This window comes from Streptomyces sp. SKN60 (assembly GCF_026236535.1).
Lineage (GTDB): Bacteria > Actinomycetota > Actinomycetes > Streptomycetales > Streptomycetaceae > Streptomyces.
Genome location: NZ_JAHTMW010000013.1, coordinates 19,843 through 39,464 on the forward strand (window position 1 = coordinate 19,843; position 19,622 = coordinate 39,464).

Below are 19,622 nucleotides of genomic sequence, written 5' to 3' on the forward strand. Positions count from 1 at the left end.
GCGGGCCGTCACTCGCACGGCCGCCGCCGTGCCAGACAGATACCCCCGCCCCGGGCGCCGTACCCGGCGGGTCTCGATACCCCTGATCAGCACCGGCCCCCACCGGCGCTGCGACCAGACTAGGGGCGCCCCCGACGCCCCGCGGCGAAATCGCCGAAGTCCCCCCGCACGCGCGTCACCGAAGCCGACGCGCGCCGTCCCCCGGAACGACCGGAAACACCCGCGGCTCGACGAACCCGGCAGCACCGAACGCCTTCCCGACCGCACCCGCGACCTCGTCGGCGGCGCCGTCCTCCACCAGCACCACCGCGGACCCCCCGAAGCCACCCCCCGTCATCCGCGCCCCGAGCGCCCCCGCCCCGACCGCCGCCGCGACCGCGAGGTCGAGCTCCGGGCAGGACACCCGCAGATCGTCGCGGAGCGAGGCGTGGCCCTCGACGAGCAGCGGGCCGACCGCGCGCGGGTCGCCCGCGTCGAGCAGGGCGATGGTGCGTGCCACGCGCGCGTTGTCGGTGACCACGTGCCGTACGTACCGGCGAACCGTTTCATCGGTCAACCGCCCGAGCGCTGCGGGCAGATGCGCGGCATCCACCTCGCGCAGCGTGCGCACGCCGAGCGCCCGCGCACCTGCCTCGCACCCGGCGCGCCGCTCCGCGTACGCGCCGTCCCCGAGGGCGTGCTTGACCCGGGTGTCCACGACGAGCAGCCGCAGCCCGTGCGCGGCGAGGTCGAAGGGCACCTGCCGGTACGACAGGTCGCGGGTGTCGAGGTGGAGCGCGTGGCCCTCGGTGGCGCAGGCGGAGGCCATCTGGTCCATCACCCCGCACGGCACGCCGACGAAGGCGTTCTCGGCGCGCTGGGCGACCACGGCGAGTTCGGGGCGGCTCAGCCCGAGCCCGTACAGGTCGTTCAGGGCGAGCGCGGTGACGACCTCCAGGGCCGCCGAGGAGGACAGCCCCGCGCCGGTCGGCACGGTGGACGCGAGGTGCACGTCCGCGCCGCCCACCGGGTGCCCGGCCGCGCGCAGCGCCCACACCACGCCGGCCGGGTAGGCGGCCCAGCCGTCGACCGTGCCCGGCTCCAGGGCGGTCACGTCCAGCCGTACCGGACCGCCCGGCACGTCACGGGAGTGCAGCCGCAGGACCCCGTCGTCGCGCCGGGACACCGCGGCCACGGTGGTGTGCGGCAGGGCCAGCGGGAGCACGAAGCCCTCGTTGAAGTCGGTGTACTCACCGATCAGGTTGACCCGTCCGGGCGCGGCCCAGACCCCCTCGGGCCCGGCCCCGTACAGCGCGCCGAACTCCGCCGCGACACCGTTCATCCGTTATCCCTGCTCCTTCTTCTGCGCGAACGCCCACGCGTCCTCGACGATGGCCGCCAGATCCGGGCGGGACGGGGTCCAGCCGAGCCGCTCGCGGGCGGCGTCGGCGGAGGCGACGAGCACGGCCGGGTCGCCGGCCCGGCGCTCGGCCATGACCTCGGGCACCGGGTGGCCGGTGACCTTGCGGACGGTCTCGACGACCTCGCGGACGGAGAAGCCGTTGCCGTTGCCGAGGTTGCAGATCAGGTGCTCGCCCGCGGTCATCGCGTCGAGCGCGGCCAGGTGGGCCTCGGCGAGGTCGGCGACGTGGATGTAGTCGCGGACACAGGTGCCGTCCGGGGTCGGGTAGTCGTCGCCGTAGACGTTGATGGCCTCGCGCTTGCCGAGGGCGACCTGGAGGACCAGCGGGATGAGGTGCGACTCGGGGTCGTGCCGCTCGCCGCACTCCTTGTAGGCGCCGGCCACGTTGAAGTAGCGCAGCGAGACGGCGGCCAGGCCGTGCGCGGCGCACTCGCCGGTGATCATGTGGTCGACGGCCAGCTTGGTCGCGCCGTACGGGTTGGTGGGCGCGGTCGGCGCGGCCTCGGTGATCGGCACGGTCTCCGGCTCGCCGTAGGTGGCGGCGGTGGAGGAGAAGACCAGCTTGCGCACGCCGGCCGCGCGCATGGCGGCGATCAGCGCCATGGTGCCGCCGACGTTGTTGTCCCAGTACTTCTCCGGCTTGGCGACGGACTCGCCGACCTGCGAGAAGGCGGCGAAGTGCAGCACGCCGTCGAAGGACGCGTCGAGCCACTTCGCGGCGTCCTGGATGCGGCCCTCGATGAACTCCGCACCGGCGGGCACGCCCGCGCGGAAGCCGGTGGACAGGTCGTCGAGGACGGTGACCTCGTGCCCCGCCTCCAACAGGTGGGCTGCGACCGTGCTGCCCACATAGCCGGCTCCGCCCGTCACCAGGTACTTACTCAACTGCTTGCCACCTCTCGGAGTCTGTCGGCCGCGGACTCCGGCGACACGTCGTTCATGAACGCGCCCATGCCGGATTCGGTGCCCGCGAGGTACTTCAGCTTGCCAGAGGCCCGCCGGACGGTGAAAAGCTCCAGGTGCAGCGCGAACTCCTCGCGGCCCGCGCCGGTGACCGGGGCCTGGTGCCAGGCGGAGATGTACGGGGTCGGGGGCGCGTCCGGGCCGAAGATCCGGTCGAAGCGGCGGAGCAGCTCCAGGTAGACGGACGGGAACTCGGCGCGGGCCGCCGCGTCGAGCCCGGTGAGGTCGGCGGTCCGCCGGTGCGGCTGAAGATGCACCTCGTACGGCCAGCGGGCGGCGTACGGCACATAGGCGGTCCAGTGCTCGCCGGCGAGCACCACCCGCTCGCCCGCCCGCTCCTCGGCGAGCACGTCCTCGAAGAGGTTGCGGCCGGTGCGGGCGCGGTGGGCGGCGGCGCTGCGGAGCATGGTGGCGGTGCGCGGGGTGGTGAAGGGGAAGGCGTACACCTGCCCGTGCGGGTGGGCGAGGGTGACGCCGATCTCGGCGCCGCGGTTCTCGAAGCAGTACACCTGCGCGACGCCGGGGCGGGCGGACAGTTCGGCGGTGCGGTCGGTCCAGGCGGCGAGCACGAGGGCGGCGCGCTCCTCGTCGAGCTCGGCGAAGGAGGCGTGGTGGTCGGAGGTGAAGCAGACCACCTCGCAGCGCCCGTTGGCGCCGGACAGCGACGGGAAGCGGTTCTCGAAGACGGCGACCTGGTAGTCCCCGGCCGGGATCTCGCTGTGCCAGGCCTCGGTGGAGGGGCAGAGCGGGCAGCTGTCGGCGGGCGGGTGGTAGATGCGGCCCTGCCGGTGGGAGGCGATGGCGACGTGCTCGCCGAGCAGCGGGTCGAGGCGGATCTCGGAGGCGGAGACGACGGGGTCGAGGGGGCGCGGGTCGACGGCGTCGCGCGCTCCGCCCTCGCGGGCGGCGTCCTCGGCGTCGTAGTAGATGAGCTCGCGCCCGTCGGCGAGACGGGTGACGGTCTTCTTCACGGCGGGCGGCTCCCTCAGCCATCCAACAAACAGAACCACCCATAAAAAAGCACAATCAAACATCGACGCGCAACACTCAACCCGATCCGCGCCCCGGATCGACACGAAGGAGGGCTGGCGGAGGGTTGAAGGAGGCTTACGGGTCAGGCGAGGGTTACGGGGTTACGGGTCAGGCCCGCGGCGCCGGCACGCGCACCGGCACCCGGTCGAGCAGCCCCGTCCGCGCCGCGAGCGCCGCCGCCTCCAGGCGCGAGCCCACGCCCAGCTTCATGAGCACCCGCTGCACATGGGTGCGCGCCGTGCTCGGGGCGATCGCCATGCCCGCCGCGATCACCCGGGTGTCCTCGCCCTCGGCCACCCGGACCAGGACCTCCGCCTCGCGCGGGGTCAGCAGCCGCAGCAGCCGCTGCCCCTCGTCGTCGGGCTGCACGGCCGGGTTCAGGAGCTCGGCGAAGGCCCCCTGGATCAGCTGCGGCGCCACCGCGGCCTCGCCCGCGCGCGCCTTCACCAGGGCGCGCTCGACGCCCTCGATCCGCTCGTCGTGGCGGACGTAACCGGACGCGCCGGCCGCGAACGCGGCGGCGATCCCGCGCGGCGACGGCACCGGGCCCAGCACCACCACCGCGATCTGCGGCCGCTCGCGCTTGATCCGCACGACCGGGTCGAAGGTGCCCGGTTCGGCGGGCGCCGCCGTGCCGATCAGGCAGACCTCGGGTGCGCGGCTCACCACCAGCTCCGCGGCCCCGGCCACGGGCGCCGCCGCGGCGAGCACCCGGTGCCCGCGCAGCTTCAGCGCCGAGGCCAGTGCCTCCGCGTGCAGTCGGTGGTCGTCGACCACCATGAGCCGTACGCCCATCGTTCGTTCCCCCATCCCCGGGCCGGCCTTCCCCTGGCCGCCCTGCCCGGCAAGCTACACACTCCCCCGCCCCGCTTTGCCCCAATCGCGCCGACCCGCGAAACGCCCGTGCCCCGAAACGCCCGTGGGGCCCCTTCTCCGGAAGGGACCCCACGGGGCTCGGGTGCGCGGTGCGCGGTGCGCGCCGCACGGGCCGGTCAGCCGCCGACGCGGTAGCCCACGGCCAGGTACTGCTTGAACGTGGAGGTCGACGAGGACGAGGACTTGCTGATGGTCGTCCCCGAGACGAAGAACCGCCCGTTCGCGTAGCGGTACTCGGCGCTGAGCGAGCTGAAGCTGGTCTCGCCCTCCCTGGACGTCTTCTCCGACGGGTTCTCCATCAGCAGCGTCGACTTCATGGTGCCGCCGTCGATGGAGACGATCTGCCCGCCCTTGTCGTACGGCGGGTACTTGTACGCGATCAGGTTGCCGCCGTCCATGCGGAGCGGCACCAGCGTGTACTTGTCGCCGGCGTCGGCCTTGTTCGGCGTCAGCTGGCCGGTGTTCAGGTCGAAGGCGACGATCTCGTTGGTCTCGTCGCCGTACTCCCCGGTGCTGCCCTCGTGCTCCTCGGTCGGCACGTAGAGCCGCCCGTTGCCGACGGCGACCCAGGTGCAGGACTCGACCTTGGTCGAGCGGCAGCGGGCGGCGTAGCGGTCCGCGTCGGCCGTGATCTTCGCCTTCAGCGTGCCGGTCTTCTCGTCGATCGAGAAGAAGTCCGAGATGCCGCTGCCGTCGCCGGCGGTGTCGCCGACCTCGGCCGCGACCACCAGCGGCTTGGTGGAGACCACGGACGCCCACTTGACGCCCTTCGGCATCTTGAACTGCGCGATGGGCGCGCCGGACGTCGGGTTGAGGTTCTGGATGGTGACGGTCGGGTCGTCGTACGAGCCGCACTTGCGGACCGCCACGAGGCCGCCCTCGCCGCCGCCGTACCCCAGGTCCTCGCAGTTGTTGGCGTCGGGCTGCGGCTTCCACCGCGGGTTGCCGTTGGCCAGGTCGAAGGCCGCGCCGCCGTCGCCGCCGCCGGCCGCGACGGTCTGGCCGTGCACGGTGACCTCGCCGAAGGTGACCTTCTTGTCGCCGGCGGTGCCGCCGGTGATCGACTTCGACCACACCAGCTTGCCGGTGTTCAGGTCGACCAGGCCGACCTCGGTGCACGGCTGGAAGTAGCGCGGCGCCGTGCGCTTGGCGGCCTCGAAGAGGATCGGCAGCTTGTGGTCGGCCGTCATGTGGACCGAGGTGCCGCAGACCTGACCGGTCAGCGGCAGGGTCCACTGGACCGTGCCCTTGTCCAGGTCGTAGCCGACCATGGAGTCGATGCCGGTCTTCACGTACGCCTTGTCCGTGATCCAGGAGCCGGCGACGTCGGTGACGTCCGGCACCTTCGGCTGCGGCAGCTGGAAGGACGCGACCGACTTCGGGTCGGCCGGCACCTTCTCCTTGCCGCCCCCGCCGATGCCGCCCGCACCGGCGTCCTTGCCGCCGTCCTGACCGGCGTTCTGCCCGGCGCTGGTCCCGCCCGAACCGCCCTTGGCGGTGTCGTCCCCGTCACCGCCGGAGTTCGCGTACCAGATGCCGCCGCCGACGATCAGCGCCACGGCGACGACCGCCGCGATGACGATCTGCATCTGCGCGGACAGCTTCTTGCCGCCGCCGGGGGCCGGCGGAGGCGTCTGCTGCGGGTACATCGGCTGCGTCGGGTAGCCGTACGGCTGCTGGGGCTGGCCCTGCTGCGGCGGCTGCGGGTAGCCGTACTGCTGCGGCGGCTGGCCGTACGGGGGCTGCGCGGGCGGCTGCTCCTGCGGGTAGCCGTACGGCGGCTGGGCGGGCGGCTGCGCCGGGGGCGGCGGGGGCGTGGGCGCCCCGAAGCCTCCGTGGGGAGGCTCCTGCGGCGCGCCGAACCCGCCCGGGGGCGGCCCCGGCGGCTGGTTCGGCGGAGGGGGCGGCTGGGTCATGGCTGAGGACACCTCGGTCGGATCGGGAAGCGGACGGCGAAACGGACGGCGGATCAGGCGGAACGGAACGAGCGGGGGTCCGCCCGGCGGCCGGCGCCGGACAGACCCCCGGGCGTCACTTGGCGTACGCCATCATCGTCTTGGTCTCCTTCTCCTCCTTGTCGTTGGAGGCGGAGACCCGGCCGGCCGAGATCACGAACGTGCCGTTGGAGTACGCGTACTTGGCGCTGTAGAAGGAGGTCTCCATCGAGGAGACCTCGGCCTGGCCCTGGAGCAGCACCTTCGGCGCGCCACCGGTCGGCGCGAGCGTCGCGACCGCGCTGCCCGTGTCGTACCGCGGCTCGACGTAGAGCAGGACGTCCGAGCCCTCCATGCGCAGCGGGCTCATCTGCTGCTCACCGGGCGCCTTGGAACGCCACTTCGCCTTGCCGGTGTTCAGGTCGAAGGCGATGACCTCGTTGGGCGTGCCGTACGCGGTCTCGGTCGCCATGTAGAAGGTGTTCGCGTCGGCGGCGACACCGGTGCAGCCCTGGAGGTTCTTGCCGAAGATGACGAAGCTGCCGCCGCACTTCGGGGCGAACTTGTCGGTGCCGCCCTGGATCTGCGAGCGCTCCTTGCCGTCCGCGGTGAGCGAGAAGATCGCCCACTTCTTCTGCTCGCGCTGGGTGGCGGAGACGACCAGCGGGTCCACCGAGTAGACCTTGTCGACCTCCCAGGTCGCCTGCAGCTTGAAGGTCCACTTGGTCTTGCCCGTGTTCGGGTCGACCTCGCTGATCTCGTGCTGCTCCTTGTTCACGTCGCCGGTGCGGCACTGGGAGGCGGCGATCAGCTTGCTGCCGCCCGCGTACGCGTAGGGCTTGCAGCCGCTGGTGGGGCCGGTGAAGAGCTGCTTGCCGTCGGCGAGGGAGAAGCCGTAGGCGGAGCTGGAGCCGGAGGCCGTCACCGTGTTGCCGCTGATGGCGAGGGTGTTGTCGGAGAAGGCGAAGAGGCCGGTCGGCTTGGGGATGGACTTCTTCCAGCCCGCCTTGCCGGTGTTGAGGTCGACCTGCTGCATCTCCAGGCACTTGGCGCGGTCGCCGGCGGAGTCCTTGTAGCCGAAGACCATGATGCCGTTGGCGGACGGCTGCGGCGGCGCGGCGCACAGCTCGTTGGGCACGTCGATGTGCCACTTGCTGGAGCCGTCGGCCAGGCTGTAGCCGTCGATGCCCTTGTACATCGCCTTGACGACGGTGTCGCCGACGATCCACGGGCCGTAGACGTCGGAGCCGTTGCGCGGCAGGTCGACGTTGTTCTTGAGCAGCCAGCTGATCTTGGCCTCGCCGTCCTTGCGGCCGGCGTTGAGGTCCTCGGGACCGCCGTTCTCGCCGTCGCCGCTGCCGTCGCCCTTGTCGACGGACTCGGTCGGCTTCGGACCGGTGGTCGCGGACTGGGTCGGCTCGGCGACCGGGTCCTTCTCGCCGTCGCCGCTCAGCGCGAACCAGGTGCCGAGGCCGATGACGAGCGCCGCGGCGACGGAGGCCGCCACGATGATGCCGGGCTTGCCCTTGAAGGGGTTCTTGCCGCCGCCACCGCCGGGCGCCGGGGGCATCGGGGCCGTCGGGTAGGCCCCGTACGGACCCGGCTGTCCCCCTGGGCCTTGCGGCCCGGGAGGTGCCCCCAGCCCGTAGGGGCCGGGCTGCTGGGCGTACGGACCGGGCTGTTGCGGGTACCCGTAGGGGCCGGGCTGGCCCGGCTGCTGCTGCGGCGCCTCCTGCGGGTACCCGTACGGGCCCTGCTGAGGTGCCTGCGGCGGCGTCTGCGGGTACCCGTACGGGCCGGGCTGCGCGGCCGGCGCGGCGGGCACGGTCGGCGGGGCCTGCGGCGGGGCGGTCGGCGGAGCCGGCGGTGCCTGCGGCGGCATCGGCGGGACCGGCGGGACGTTCGGGTCCGGCGCGCCGAAGCCTCCCGGCGGCTGGTTGCTGGGCGGCTGGGTCATCAGCGCTTCCCCCTTGATGTGAGCGGGTTTTCTTTCTACCACTCACCGGATGGCGCAAAAGTGACCGGTCCGTCCCTTGTTCCCAAGGGAGGACCGGTCCGTGATGCCAGCGTTACGCGTCCTCTACGACATCTCTACGCGTCTTCGGCGAGTTCCAGCCAGCGCATCTCCAACTCCTCGCGCTCACCTGCGAGTTCCCGGAGCTCCGCGTCCAGTTTGGCCACCTTTTCGAAGTCCGTGGCGTTTTCGGCGATTTGAGTGTGGAGCTTGCTCTCCTTCTCGGAGATCTTGTCGAGCTGTCGCTCGACCTTCTGCAGCTCCTTCTTCGCGGCGCGGGCGTCGGCGGCCGAGACGCCGGACTTCGCCGAGGCCGCGGGAGCGGCCGGCGCCGGGGCGGCGGCCTCGATCATCCGCTGCCGCCGCTCCAGGTACTCGTCGATGCCGCGCGGCAGCATCCGCAGGGTCCTGTCGCCGAGCAGCGCGAAGGTGCGGTCGGTGGTGCGCTCGATGAAGAAGCGGTCGTGGGAGATGACGACCATCGAGCCGGGCCAGCCGTCGAGCAGGTCCTCCAGCTGGGTCAGGGTCTCGATGTCGAGGTCGTTGGTGGGCTCGTCGAGGAAGAGCACGTTGGGCTCGTCCATGAGCAGCCGCAGCAGCTGGAGCCGGCGCCGCTCGCCGCCCGACAGGTCGCCGACCGGCGTCCACTGCTTCTCTTTGGAGAAGCCGAACTGCTCGCACAGCTGCCCGGCGGTCATCTCCCGGCCCTTGCCGAGGTCGACCCGGTCGCGGATCTGCTGCACGGCCTCCAGGACCCGCAGCTCGGCGGGGAGTTCGGTGACGTCCTGGGAGAGGTAGGCGAGCCGCACGGTCTTGCCGACCACGACCCGGCCGGCGGCGGGCTGGATGTCCCCCTCCGTGACGGCGGCATCGGCGAGCGCCCGCAGGAGTGAGGTCTTGCCCGCGCCGTTGACGCCGACCAGACCGATGCGGTCACCGGGGCCGAGCTGCCAGGTGAGGTGCTGGAGCAGGGTCTTCGGACCGGCGGTGACGGTCACGTCCTCCAGGTCGAAGACGGTCTTGCCGAGCCGGGCGTTGGCGAACTTCATCAGCTCGCTGCTGTCCCGGGGCTCCGGCACGTCCGCGATGAGCGCGTTGGCCGCCTCGATCCGGAAGCGCGGCTTCGACGTCCGGGCGGGGGCGCCGCGGCGCAGCCAGGCCAGCTCCTTGCGGACCAGGTTCTGCCGCTTGACCTCCTCGGTCGCGGCGATCCGCTCGCGCTCGGCGCGCGCGAAGACGTAGTCGGAGTAGCCGCCCTCGTACTCGTACACCGTGCCGCGCTGCACGTCCCACATGCGGGTGCAGACCTGGTCGAGGAACCACCGGTCGTGGGTGACGCAGACGAGCGCGGAGCGCCGCTCGCGCAGGTGCTGGGCGAGCCAGGCGATGCCCTCGACGTCGAGGTGGTTGGTGGGCTCGTCGAGGACGATCAGGTCCTGCTCCTCGATGAGCAGCTTGGCGAGCGCGATGCGCCGCCGCTCGCCACCGGACAGCGGCCCGATGACGGTGTCGAGCCCCTTCTCGAAGCCGGGCAGGTCGAGCCCGCCGAAGAGCCCGGTGAGCACGTCGCGGATCTTGGCGCTGCCGGCCCACTCGTGGTCGGCCATGACGCCGATGACCTCGTGGCGGATGGTCGCCGTCGGGTCGAGCGAGTCGTGCTGGGTGAGCACCCCGAGCCGCAGTCCGCCGCTGTGGGTGACCCGGCCGGTGTCGGCCTCCTCCAGCTTGGCGAGCATCCGGATGAGGGTGGTCTTGCCGTCGCCGTTGCGGCCGACGACGCCGATCCGGTCCCCTTCGGAGACGCCGAGGGACACCCCGTCGAGCAGTGCACGGGTGCCGTACACCTTGCTGACGGACTCGACATTGACCAGGTTGACGGCCATTTCACTCCTGTACGGGGGGTTCGGTCGACGTCCAGGGTAGACGGGTGGGGCGGGTGGGATAGCGTGCGGTGATTCGTTCGCGAGTGCGACCGCGTGCGAAGACGGGGACGGCGTGCGGGATCCCGTATGGGACGCGTACGGGACGGCGGGTGCGAGGGCGTACGGGACGGCGTACGGAACGGGGGCGGAATGACGGATTCGGTGTGGGCGCGGTTCCGGCGGCACCGGTGGCTGCCACAGGCCTCGGCGCTGCTGCTGCTCGCGGCCGTGATCACGGCGTTCGTCCTGGTCAGGGCCGGGCAGCGGGACCGGCACAACGAGGACGCGCTGCGCCGGGCGTGCGGCGGGGCGCTGCCGGCGAAGGCCGCGGCGAAGCTGCTGCCCGACGGCGTCCGGTGGGAGCTGCGGACCGGGCCGGGCCCGCGCGGCCTGGTGTCCTGCTCCCTGTCCGGGGACGACGACGACTCGGGGTTCACGGTGACGGCGGTGCCGGTCCTGGACGCGCCCCTGAAGGGCGTCCGGGTCGACGATCTCGTCTCCGACACCCCGTACGCGAAGCCCCCGGAGTGGACCGAGGACTACGCCCGGGCGGACGAGCGGATCACCGTTCCCTGCCCGAACGGGCTGCCCGGCTATCCGCGGCCCGTCACGACGTTCCGGGTGTACGGGACGACGGACGCGAAGGCCCGGGAGTGGCTCGGCGGCCTCGTGGCGGCCGTCGCCGAGGACGTGCGGAAGGACGCGCGCTGCGGCGGGGCGCCAGTGCGGGACGAAGCCGTGCAGTCGTGGCGGTCGTCCCCGCCGGAGGAGGAACCGGACGGGGAGGAGGAGTGCGGCTGGTTCCGCCCGGAGCTCCTCGGCCCCGCCTGGAAGAACGCCCACTGGGCCGCGGAGGGCGGCACCCACGCCTGGGCCCGGGCCTGCGCCACCACCGTCGGCACGAGCCGGTCCTCGGTGGCGGTGAGCTCCGCGACCTGGTGGGGCGAGGCGCTGCCGGAGGCGCGCGTCGAGTACGGGCGGGAGCTCGCCGCCGTCGGGAAGGGCGCCGAGCCCGGAGGCGAGCAGCAGGCCGGCGAACAGCAGGCCGGGGAGAAGCGGGCCCACCGGCTCGCGGTGTGGGCCGAGGCGCGGTGCGCGGGTGGCCCGGCCCTGCACCGGCTGGGCCTGGAGGGGACGGACCGCGCGCTGCTCGCCGCCCGCGCCGACGCGTTCCTCACGCGCTCGCTGGACGCGTCGGGCGACTGCGACGGCATCAAGGTTCTGGGGAAGGTGTGGGGATGAGCGGGGAGACCGGGGAGACCCGAGAGACTGGGCAGACCTTGGAAGGGTTCCGGCGGCGCCGGAGGATCCGCCTCGCGGCGGGCCTCACGGCCGGCGCCGTGCTGGTGGCGGGCGGCGTGTTCTGGCTGTCCGGCGGCTGGGACGAGTGGCGCCACGACCGGGCCCTCGACTCGGCGTGCGACGGCGCGCTCGCGGCCGGGCCGCTGCGGGAGCTGCTCGGCGGGGCCGAGGTCACCGCCGAGACCAGGCGGGACGCGGGGGCCTGGTGGCAGTGCCGGGTGAGCGGGGCCGACCGGGAGAAGGACGGCCGGATCGACCTGCGGGTGACGGTGGACGAGGCGGGCGACCGCCACGCCGATCTCGAATCGGCCGCCACCGACGCACCGCTCGGCCACGGCTGGACCGGCGGCTTCACGTTCGACCCGGACCACGACTCCGACGATCGGGGCGAGGCGCGGGCCTCGCTGCTCCTCGGCTGCGCCGCCAAGCCCGGTGCCAAGTCCGGCGCCGAGTCCGGTGCCAAGTCCGGCGCCGGAATCTCCGCCGAGGTGAGCGCCCGGATCTCGCGCGCCGACTTCGCCCTGCCGGAGACCCGGACCCGGCTCGCCGCGGTCCTGACCGGCACGGCCTCCGCCTTCGCCCGGCAGCACGACTGCGCGCCCGCCGAGGGCGAGCCGGTGCGGGAGGTCGGCGTCTCGGTGAACGCCTGGGACTACCGCCCGTTCGCCTCGGTCTCGGGCAGCTGCGCCGGCCTGCTCGACGCCCCGACCGCCGCCCGCTGGGGCGTCCGCACCGCCGTCGAGACCGCCCCGGGCCCGAAGCCCACGGAGGGCTGCACGCTCGGCGGCCTGCAGGGCGCGCCGCTGTACGCCTTCGAGGCCCGGTACGGCGCGGCCCTGAGCTGGTACGAGCGGGAGGAACTGCGGGACCTGACCGCCCCGCCGACGCACGTCGACCCGAAGGGCCACTACGTCCTCTGGGCCGAGTGCCCGGGCGCGGCGCAGCTCGCCGCCTACACGGTCACCCCCGACGACTCGGGCACCCGCGCCGCCACCACCGGCCCCGCCCTCGACCACCCCGCCCTGCGCAAGGCCCTGCAGTCCTTCGCCGCCCGCTCGGCGCAGACCCACGGCTGCACGCCGCCGGGCACCGCGCCGGTCTACCCCGACATCGACTAGGGGCAGCCCCTGGACGACCGGCTACGCCCGCCCCCGGCCCGCCCGCTCCACCAGGAACCAGCCCGCGAGCGCCATCGCGATGGCCGCCGGGGCGGTCACCCTCAGGGCGATCAGGGTGGCGGTGTGGCCCTCCAGGAGGCCGCCGAGGCCGGTCATGGAGAGGCCGAGGACGCCGAGCAGGGCCAGGGTGATGCCGAGGGCGGCGAGGGGGGCGCCGGTGTCGGTCGCGGGGGCGGTGCGGGCCGGGTTTTCGAAGCGGCGGAAGAGGGTCACCAGGAGGGCGGTGAGCACGGCCGCCGCCGCGAGGCGCAGCGGGACCTGGGCCCACCAGGCGCCGGTGGCGGGGGCGGGCAGGTCGACGCCGAGGGTGAGCAGCGCGCCGTACACGCCGAGCATCGCCGTCAGGTGCCAGAGGAAGGCGGTCATGGCGATCCCGTTGGCGGCGACGACCGCGCGCCAGACCCGGGCGCGGGCCGTGAGGCGGGCGCCGGGGCCCTTCAGGAGTTCGACCGCGCCGACCAGCCACAGGCCGTGGCAGAGCAGGGCGAGGGTGGGCGGGGCCATGTTGGAGACCTGCTCGCCCGGCATGCCGACCATGGACAGCGGATACGGGCCGAGGGCCACGAGCAGCCCCGCGCCCGCCAGACCGGCCGCCGCGAGGAGCGCCGGGCGGCGGATCATGCCGTCGGCGCGCAGGAAGCCGAGCTGGTGGACGGCCAGCCAGACGAGCGCGAAGTTCAGGAACTCGACGTACGGCACGCCGGCCGCGAACCGCAGCACGTCCACCACGACCGCGCCCGCCACCAGCGCGCCGAACGCGCCCCACCCGTACCGCCCGTGCGCCTTCAGGAGCGGCGGCGTGAAGGCGACCATGGCGAGGTAGATGCCGATGAACCACAGCGGCTGGGTGACGAGCCGCAGCGCCACCCCGGTCAGCCCGCCGTCCGCGCCGAGCAGCTGGACGGCGAGGGCCGGCACGGCCCACACCCCGATGAAGACCATCGTCGGCCGCAGCAGCCGCTGCAGCCGGGCCCGCAGGAAGGCGGCGTAGCGGGGGCGGGAGCGGTGGGCGAGGGCGTGCGAGAAGCCGCCCACGAAGAAGAACACCGGCATGACCTGCAGCGCCCAGGTCAGCACCTGGAGGCCGGGCACGACGGCGAGCAGGTTGCCGACCTGTCCGTCGGCGGTGACGGCCGCCATCAGCCAGTGGCCGAGCACGACGACCGCGAGCGAGGCGACCCGCAGCAGGTCGACGTAGCGGTCGCGGGTCGCGGGCGTGGCGGCGGCGAGTTCCCGAGCACTGATTCCCATACGGGCACGGTGCCGGGCGGGCCCGGGGCGCCGGGAGCGCTCGGATACTCAACTCGCGCGTGAGTACGAGCCGTACCCACGAGTGCCGCCCGGCCCGGATGCCCCGGCCCGGATGGCGGGAGCGCGCTCCACCGCGCGGGCGAACCCACGGCCGGGGCACCGCACCGAAGCCCTGACAGTCCGTCACATTCAGGGCGTCGTCACCTTGTCCCCGAACCCGAGGGAGCCCCATGACCCGCCCCGTCCTCGCCGCCGCCGGCGCCGCGCTCGCCGCCCTGCTCGTCTCCGCACCGATCGGAGGCGACCCGACCGTCTCGCACGCGCGCGTGCTCACCCACTTCGTCGGCGCCGGGCAGACCCCGGAGAACATCGCGCTCGAACCCGACGGCTCGGCCGACCTCACCTTCGCCTTCGCCCACCAGGTCGCCCGCGTCGACAAGAAGGGCGCCATCGACGTCCTCGCCACCCTGCCCGCCGTGGCGAACCCGAACACGCCCGTGGGCGCCGCCATCACCACCGGCATCGCCCGCGCCCACGACGGCACGCTGTACGTCGGCTACGCCACCGGCGACGCGGCCACGAACGGCATCTGGCGGATCGCCCCCGGCAGCGGCGCCGCCGAGCGGATCGTGGCGCTGCCGGTCGACGCGCTGCCCAACGGGATGGCCCTCGACGAAGAGTGCGACGAGCTGTACGTCGCCGACTCCTCGCGCGGTGTGGTGTGGCGCGTACCGGTGAACGGGGGCGAGCCCGTCGTGTGGGCCTCCGGAACGGCCCTGGAGCCGACCGCCGAGCTCCCCTTCGGCGCCAACGGTCTCAAGCTGCACGACGGCGCGGTCTGGGTGTCCAACTCCGCCCGAGGCACCCTGCTGCGCATCCCGATCGGCACCGGTCCCGACCGAGAGGCCGGGCCGGTCGAGACGCGGGCTAGCGGACTCACCCTGGACGACTTCGCCTTCACCGGGCACGGCGACACGGTCCTGGCGGCCCGGATCCTCGACGACAAGCTGGAGCTCATCCGCCCGGACGGCACCCACAAGACGGTCCTCACGGCCGCGGACGGGCTGCGCAACCCGACGTCCGTGGCCGTGCACGCCAAGAAGGTGTACGTGCCGAGCGCGGCCTACTTCCCGCCGCCGAACACGACCCCGGACCCGAACCTGCTGCTCGCCCGGATCTCCAAGAACAAGCTGTAGCCGGCCGAGAAGGATCAGGCGAGAAGGGTCGCCCCGGCCGCCGGGGAGGTCGCCACGCGGGCCGTCCGGCAGGTGCCGGAGGCGATCAGCGCGGCGGCGACCGACTCGGCGGACTCCGGGTCCTTCACCAGGAACGCGGTCGTCGGGCCCGAGCCGGAGACCAGGGCCGCGAGCGCGCCCGCGTCCGTGCCAGCCGCGAGGGTGGCCGCCAGCGAGGGCCGCAGGGACAGCGCGGCCGGCTGGAGGTCGTTGGCGAGGGCGCCCGCGAGCGCGGTGGCGTCGCCGGCGCGCAGGGCGTCGAGGAGTACGGGCGAGGCGGCCGGCTCCGGCACGGCCACGCCCTCGCTGAGCCGGTCGAACTCGCCGTACACCGCCGGGGTCGACAGACCGCCGTCGGCGACCGCGAAGACCCAGTGGAAGGCGCCGCCGGCAGCACCGCCGACCGGCAGCTCGGTCAGCCGCTCGCCGCGGCCGACGCCGAGCGCGGCGCCGCCGACCAGGCTGAACGGCACGTCGGAGCCCAGCTCGGCGCAGATGTCGAGGAGTTCGGCGCGCGGGGTGTTCAGGCCCCACAGCGCGTCGCAGGCGAGCAGCGCGCCCGCGCCGTCGGCGCTGCCGCCGGCCATGCCGCCGGCCACCGGGATGTCCTTGAGGATGTGCAGGTGCACGTCGGGCGAGATGCCGTGGCGGGCGGCGAGCAGTTCGGCGGCGCGCGCGGCCAGGTTGCTGCGGTCGAGCGGCACCTTGTCGGCGTCGGGGCCCTCGCACGTGATCGTCAGGGTCTCGGCGGGCGTCGCGGTGACCTCGTCGTACAGCGACACGGCGAGGAAGACGTTGGCCAGGTCGTGGAAGCCGTCGGGGCGGGCGCCGCCGACCGCGAGCTGGACGTTGACCTTGGCGGGCACCCGTACGGTCACGCTCGTGCTCGTGTTCACGCTCATGCCGTGGCCTCCGGCTTGTTCTCGGCGATCCGGGCGAACTCCTCGACCGTCAGCGCCTCGCCCCGCGCCTGCGGCGAGATCCCGGCCTTCACCAGGGCCTCCTCGGCCGCGGCCGGCGAACCCGCCCAGCCCGCGAGCGCGGCCCGCAGGGTCTTGCGGCGCTGCGCGAAGGCCGCGTCGACGACCGCGAAGACCTCGGCCTTGGCGGCGGTCGTGGCGATCGGCTCCGTGCGCCGGACGAGCGAGACCAGGCCGGAGTCGACGTTCGGCGCGGGCCAGAACACGTTGCGGCCGATGGCGCCGGCCCGCTTGACCTCCGCGTACCAGTTCGCCTTCACGGAGGGGACCCCGTACACCTTGTTGCCGGGGCGCGCCGCCAGCCGGTCGGCGACCTCCGCCTGCACCATCACGAGGGTCCGCTCGATGGTCGGGAAGCGGTCCAGCATGTGCAGGAGGACGGGCACGGCCACGTTGTACGGCAGGTTCGCCACGAGCGCGGTCGGCGCCGGGCCCGGCAGCTCCTGCACGTGCATGGCGTCCGAGTGGACCAGCGCGAACCGGTCCTTCTTCCCCGGCATCCGCGCGGCGATCGTCGCCGGCAGCGCCGCGGCCAGGATGTCGTCGATCTCGACCGCCGTCACCCGGTCCGCCGCCTCGAGCAGCGCCAGGGTCAACGACCCGAGCCCGGGCCCCACCTCGACGACCACGTCGTCCGGCCGCACCTCGGCCGTCCGGACGATGCGCCGCACGGTGTTGGCGTCGATGACGAAGTTCTGGCCCTTCTGCTTCGTGGGCCGCACGCCGAGTGCGGCGGCCAGCTCACGAATGTCGGCGGGGCCGAGGAGGGCGGAGTCGGGGCTGTCGGGGCCGGTGGTGGTGCTCACCGGTACAGCGTAGGGCCTACGCGGGGTGGGAACGGCCGGGGCCGGGCCCGGGCTCCCCGGGGCCTACTGGTGCAGCCGCCGCCCGCAGTGCGGCCACGGGCTCGCGCCCCGCTGCACGTACAGCTTCTTCGCGCGGAAGGTCTGTTCCGCCGCCGGGGCGTTCTGGGCGACGCCGGTGCCGCCGAGGGCGCGCCAGGTGCCGGGGTCGAACTGGTAGAGGCCGCCGTAGGTGCCGGAGGGGTCGACGGCGGTGGGGCGGCCGCCGGACTCGCAGGCGGCGAGGGCGCCCCAGTTCAGGCCGTCGGCGCCGGAGACCGAGGTGGGCAGGGGGCGGGTGCCGACCCGGACGCGCTGGGAGACCGGCTCGCGGACGGTCTCCTCGCCCATGCGGCGCGGCCGCTGCCGGACCCCGTTGACGGTCCGCAGGGCGTACGTGACGCGGCGCACGCCCGGCACGCCCTGGCGTTCGACCAGCTCGGTGCCGGCGAAGAGCTCCGGGTCGCGGGTCCGCTCGACGGCGAATGGCACCGGCTCCTCGCGGATCTCCTGGGTGCCGGTGATCCGCAGCACGGCGACGGTCTGCCCGTCGCGCGGGAAGGAGTCGAGCGGCACCGAGGTGGTGTCCTGCCCGGCGAGCGCGATCCCGGCCTCCTCGGCGGCCTCCCGGACGGTGGCCGCGTTGGTGCGCACGGTCCGCTCCCGCCCGTCCGCCAGGAAGGTGACGGCCCGCTCGGTGCGCACGTCGAGCGCGAGGCCCTGCCGGGAGATCGGCGCCGACCGGGACACCGACAGATACGCGCCCTCCGCCCGCACCCCGAGCTGCCGCAGCGCGCCGTCGACCGTGCGGGCGGTGGTCCACACCTGGCGGCGCCGGCCGTCGAGGGTGAGGGAGACCGGGCGCCCGTAGCGGACGGCGATCTCGTCGCCGCTGCCCAGGGCGGTGCCGGGGGCGGGCGCGACGATGTCGTGCGCGCCGACCACGAGGCCCTCGTCGGCGAGCAGCTCCTCGACGTCGTCGGCGAAGGTGTGCAGGGTGCGCGGGACCCCGTCGACGGAGACCTTCACGGCCTTGTCGTCGGCGACGAAGGCGCTGGTGCCGCCGGCGAGGAAGGCGACGACGAGGGCCTGCGGGACGATCCGCCGCAGCCCTTCGGCGGCGGGCGGGCTCGCCTTGCGGCGCCGGGCGGCCCGGCGAGCCCCGGATCCCCCGGAACGGTGCGAAGTGCTCACGAGGCCGGGACCCTAGCCCCGCGCGCGGTCACTCTCCAAAACCACCCGGCTGCGACACGTAACCGTTATGGATCAGTAATCGAAGGCGCGGGCCGTGTTCACGGCGATCGCCCCGGCCAGCTCCTCCTCCGTGATCCCGCGCACCGCCGCCATCGCCCGCACGGTCACCGGGATCAGATACGGGGCGTTGGGGCGGCCCCGGAAGGGTGCGGGGGTGAGGAAGGGGGCGTCGGTCTCGACGAGGACGAGCTCCAGCGGGGCGACGGCGAGGGCGTCGCGCAGCGGCTGGGCGTTCTTGAAGGTGACGTTGCCGGCGAAGGACATGTAGTAGCCCTTGGCGGCGCAGATCCCGGCCATCTCGGCGTCGCCGGAGTAGCAGTGGAAGACGGTCCGCTCGGGCGCGCCCTCCTCGTCGAGGACGCGGAGCACGTCGGCGTGGGCCTCGCGGTCGTGGATGACGAGCGTCTTGCCCCGCCGCTTGGCGATCTCGATGTGGGCGCGGAAGGACCGCTCCTGGGCGGCCATGCCCTCGGGACCCGTACGGAAGTAGTCCAGGCCCGTCTCGCCGACGCCGAGGACGTGCGGCAGGGCGGCGAGCCGGTCGATCTCGGTGAGGGCGTCGTCGAGGGCCGCGTCGCCGCCGGCCTCCCGCGCGCCCTGGCGGGACCACCCGTCGGGGTCGCCGAGGACGATCCGGGGCGCCTCGTTGGGGTGCAGGGCCACGGCCGCGTGCACGTGCTCGTGCGCGGCGGCGGTCTCGGCGGCCCACTGCGAGCCCTTGATGTCGCAGCCCACCTGGACGACCGTGGTGACGCCGACGGCGGCGGCCTTGACCAGGGCCTCCTCGACGGTGCCGGACTGCATGTCGAGGTGGGTGTGCGAGTCCGCGACCGGGACGGGCAGGGGCTCGGGCAGCGGCGGCGGGGCGTCCTTGGCACTCATGGCCCCGATCGTACGAGGGCCATGAGTGCGAGGGCGAAGGATTACCGGCGGGACCGGCGCGGATTACCGGCGGGACCGGCGCGGATTACCGGCGCGGCCTGCGGTGGAAGAGGTCGGAGAGGTGCCAGTGGTGCGGTACCGGCGGCGGCTCCTCGCCCGCGACGGGGACGGGGACGTCCTCCGTCAGCTCCTGGCCGATCGGCCCGGCGATGCCCACCGGCTTGGCCGGCTTGGCCCCCGGGCCGTGGTGCTCGGTCGCCGCGACCATGTCGAGCACCGAGGACACCCTGCCCGCACGCATGATGCGGACGACGTGGCTGTCGCAGTTCATGCAGGTCGGACGCGACAGCGGGGACGGGACCCGCTGGCCGTCGGCCTTGTAGACGACGTACTCGTGACCGTGCTCGTCGGTGTGGTGCTCGATCTCGTACGCCTGCTCCCAGCCGTATCCGCACCTCATGCAGGCGAAGGCATACGCTTCGTGAGCGACGGGCGTTCCGGTGCCGGTGATCTCACTCATTCCAGCTCCTCTCCACTGATCCAGTGGACGCCTTT

At 73.8% G+C, this 19,622-nt stretch carries 16 protein-coding genes; 3 read left to right on the plus strand and 13 right to left on the minus strand.

Annotated elements, in window-relative coordinates; genetic code table 11:
• Positions 1-175: 175 nt before the first annotated feature.
• From galK to KV205_RS22145, 7 genes are all read right to left on the minus strand, one after another.
• Entirely contained in the window at positions 176-1,321 is a 1,146-nt protein-coding gene (galK, locus tag KV205_RS22115; RefSeq protein WP_265866284.1) for a galactokinase, read from the minus strand.
• Between the two features lie 3 nt (positions 1,322-1,324).
• On the minus strand, positions 1,325-2,287 hold the full coding sequence (gene galE, locus KV205_RS22120; protein WP_265866285.1) for a UDP-glucose 4-epimerase GalE: 963 nt from the start codon (positions 2,285-2,287) through the stop codon (positions 1,325-1,327).
• Entirely contained in the window at positions 2,284-3,336 is a 1,053-nt protein-coding gene (gene galT, locus KV205_RS22125; protein ID WP_265866286.1) for a galactose-1-phosphate uridylyltransferase, read from the minus strand. Before galT ends, galE begins: the two co-directional genes overlap by 4 nt.
• A 169-nt stretch (positions 3,337-3,505) precedes the next feature.
• Positions 3,506-4,192 carry a response regulator transcription factor gene (locus KV205_RS22130; protein ID WP_265866287.1) on the minus strand — a complete coding sequence of 229 codons (687 nt, stop codon included), beginning with the start codon at positions 4,190-4,192 and terminating at the stop codon, positions 3,506-3,508.
• A 197-nt stretch (positions 4,193-4,389) separates the two neighbouring features.
• Complete coding sequence (locus KV205_RS22135; RefSeq protein WP_265866288.1) at positions 4,390-6,189, minus strand: PQQ-binding-like beta-propeller repeat protein; 1,800 nt, start codon at positions 6,187-6,189, stop codon at positions 4,390-4,392.
• A gap of 115 nt (positions 6,190-6,304) precedes the next feature.
• On the minus strand, positions 6,305-8,164 hold the full coding sequence (locus tag KV205_RS22140) for a PQQ-binding-like beta-propeller repeat protein (protein WP_265866289.1): 1,860 nt from the start codon (positions 8,162-8,164) through the stop codon (positions 6,305-6,307).
• A gap of 134 nt (positions 8,165-8,298) precedes the next feature.
• A complete protein-coding gene (locus KV205_RS22145) occupies positions 8,299-10,104 on the minus strand; it encodes an ABC-F family ATP-binding cassette domain-containing protein (protein WP_265866290.1) in 1,806 nt (601 codons plus the stop codon).
• Between the two features lie 189 nt (positions 10,105-10,293).
• Here KV205_RS22145 and KV205_RS22150 point away from each other — a divergent pair, with 189 nt between their 5' ends.
• Together KV205_RS22150 and KV205_RS22155 are read left to right on the plus strand one after the other, a co-directional pair.
• Positions 10,294-11,385 carry a hypothetical protein gene (locus KV205_RS22150; RefSeq protein ID WP_265866291.1) on the plus strand — a complete coding sequence of 364 codons (1,092 nt, stop codon included), beginning with the start codon at positions 10,294-10,296 and terminating at the stop codon, positions 11,383-11,385.
• Positions 11,382-12,563: a hypothetical protein gene (locus KV205_RS22155; protein WP_265866292.1), complete on the plus strand. Its 1,182-nt coding sequence runs from the start codon at positions 11,382-11,384 to the stop codon at positions 12,561-12,563. Before KV205_RS22150 ends, KV205_RS22155 begins: the two co-directional genes overlap by 4 nt.
• Positions 12,564-12,584: 21 nt before the next feature.
• Here KV205_RS22155 and KV205_RS22160 read toward each other — a convergent pair whose 3' ends face one another.
• A complete protein-coding gene (locus tag KV205_RS22160) occupies positions 12,585-13,874 on the minus strand; it encodes an acyltransferase (protein ID WP_265866293.1) in 1,290 nt (429 codons plus the stop codon).
• Positions 13,875-14,104: 230 nt separating this feature from the next.
• On the opposite strand from KV205_RS22160, the gene KV205_RS22165 reads away from it, so the two are divergent.
• Positions 14,105-15,070, plus strand: coding sequence for a hypothetical protein (locus KV205_RS22165; RefSeq protein ID WP_265866294.1), 966 nt, complete (start codon positions 14,105-14,107; stop codon positions 15,068-15,070).
• Positions 15,071-15,084: 14 nt separating this feature from the next.
• On the opposite strand, the gene KV205_RS22170 is transcribed toward KV205_RS22165, so the two are convergent.
• The 5 genes from KV205_RS22170 to KV205_RS22190 all read right to left on the minus strand — a co-directional run bounded on the left by KV205_RS22170 (position 15,085) and on the right by KV205_RS22190 (position 19,587).
• Entirely contained in the window at positions 15,085-16,011 is a 927-nt protein-coding gene (locus tag KV205_RS22170) for a 4-(cytidine 5'-diphospho)-2-C-methyl-D-erythritol kinase (RefSeq protein WP_265866295.1), read from the minus strand.
• Positions 16,008-16,895 (minus strand): 16S rRNA (adenine(1518)-N(6)/adenine(1519)-N(6))-dimethyltransferase RsmA, encoded by an 888-nt coding sequence (rsmA, locus tag KV205_RS22175; RefSeq protein ID WP_265866296.1) that lies wholly within the window; start codon positions 16,893-16,895, stop codon positions 16,008-16,010. Before rsmA ends, KV205_RS22170 begins: the two co-directional genes overlap by 4 nt.
• A 63-nt stretch (positions 16,896-16,958) precedes the next feature.
• Positions 16,959-18,125, minus strand: coding sequence for a ubiquitin-like domain-containing protein (locus KV205_RS22180; RefSeq protein ID WP_308404089.1), 1,167 nt, complete (start codon positions 18,123-18,125; stop codon positions 16,959-16,961).
• 72 nt (positions 18,126-18,197) lie between these two features.
• Positions 18,198-19,067 carry a TatD family hydrolase gene (locus tag KV205_RS22185; RefSeq protein WP_265866297.1) on the minus strand — a complete coding sequence of 290 codons (870 nt, stop codon included), beginning with the start codon at positions 19,065-19,067 and terminating at the stop codon, positions 18,198-18,200.
• Between the two features lie 85 nt (positions 19,068-19,152).
• Positions 19,153-19,587 carry a hypothetical protein gene (locus KV205_RS22190; protein ID WP_265866298.1) on the minus strand — a complete coding sequence of 145 codons (435 nt, stop codon included), beginning with the start codon at positions 19,585-19,587 and terminating at the stop codon, positions 19,153-19,155.
• Positions 19,588-19,622 lie beyond the last annotated feature (35 nt).

Excerpts from the sequence above, each read along its gene's own strand:
- KV205_RS22130 (WP_265866287.1), bottom strand. The coding sequence starts at position 4,192 with ATGGGCGTACGGCTCATGGTGGTCGACGACCACCGACTGCACGCGGAG.
- KV205_RS22170 (WP_265866295.1), bottom strand. The coding sequence starts at position 16,011 with ATGAGCGTGAACACGAGCACGAGCGTGACCGTACGGGTGCCCGCCAAG.
- KV205_RS22155 (WP_265866292.1), top strand. The coding sequence starts at position 11,382 with ATGAGCGGGGAGACCGGGGAGACCCGAGAGACTGGGCAGACCTTGGAA.
- KV205_RS22185 (WP_265866297.1), bottom strand. The coding sequence starts at position 19,067 with ATGAGTGCCAAGGACGCCCCGCCGCCGCTGCCCGAGCCCCTGCCCGTC.
- KV205_RS22135 (WP_265866288.1), bottom strand. The coding sequence starts at position 6,189 with ATGACCCAGCCGCCCCCTCCGCCGAACCAGCCGCCGGGGCCGCCCCCG.
- galK (WP_265866284.1), bottom strand. The coding sequence starts at position 1,321 with ATGAACGGTGTCGCGGCGGAGTTCGGCGCGCTGTACGGGGCCGGGCCC.
- KV205_RS22150 (WP_265866291.1), top strand. The coding sequence starts at position 10,294 with ATGACGGATTCGGTGTGGGCGCGGTTCCGGCGGCACCGGTGGCTGCCA.
- KV205_RS22160 (WP_265866293.1), bottom strand. The coding sequence starts at position 13,874 with ATGGGAATCAGTGCTCGGGAACTCGCCGCCGCCACGCCCGCGACCCGC.
- KV205_RS22145 (WP_265866290.1), bottom strand. The coding sequence starts at position 10,104 with ATGGCCGTCAACCTGGTCAATGTCGAGTCCGTCAGCAAGGTGTACGGC.
- KV205_RS22140 (WP_265866289.1), bottom strand. The coding sequence starts at position 8,164 with ATGACCCAGCCGCCCAGCAACCAGCCGCCGGGAGGCTTCGGCGCGCCG.
- KV205_RS22165 (WP_265866294.1), top strand. The coding sequence starts at position 14,105 with ATGACCCGCCCCGTCCTCGCCGCCGCCGGCGCCGCGCTCGCCGCCCTG.
- KV205_RS22190 (WP_265866298.1), bottom strand. The coding sequence starts at position 19,587 with ATGAGTGAGATCACCGGCACCGGAACGCCCGTCGCTCACGAAGCGTAT.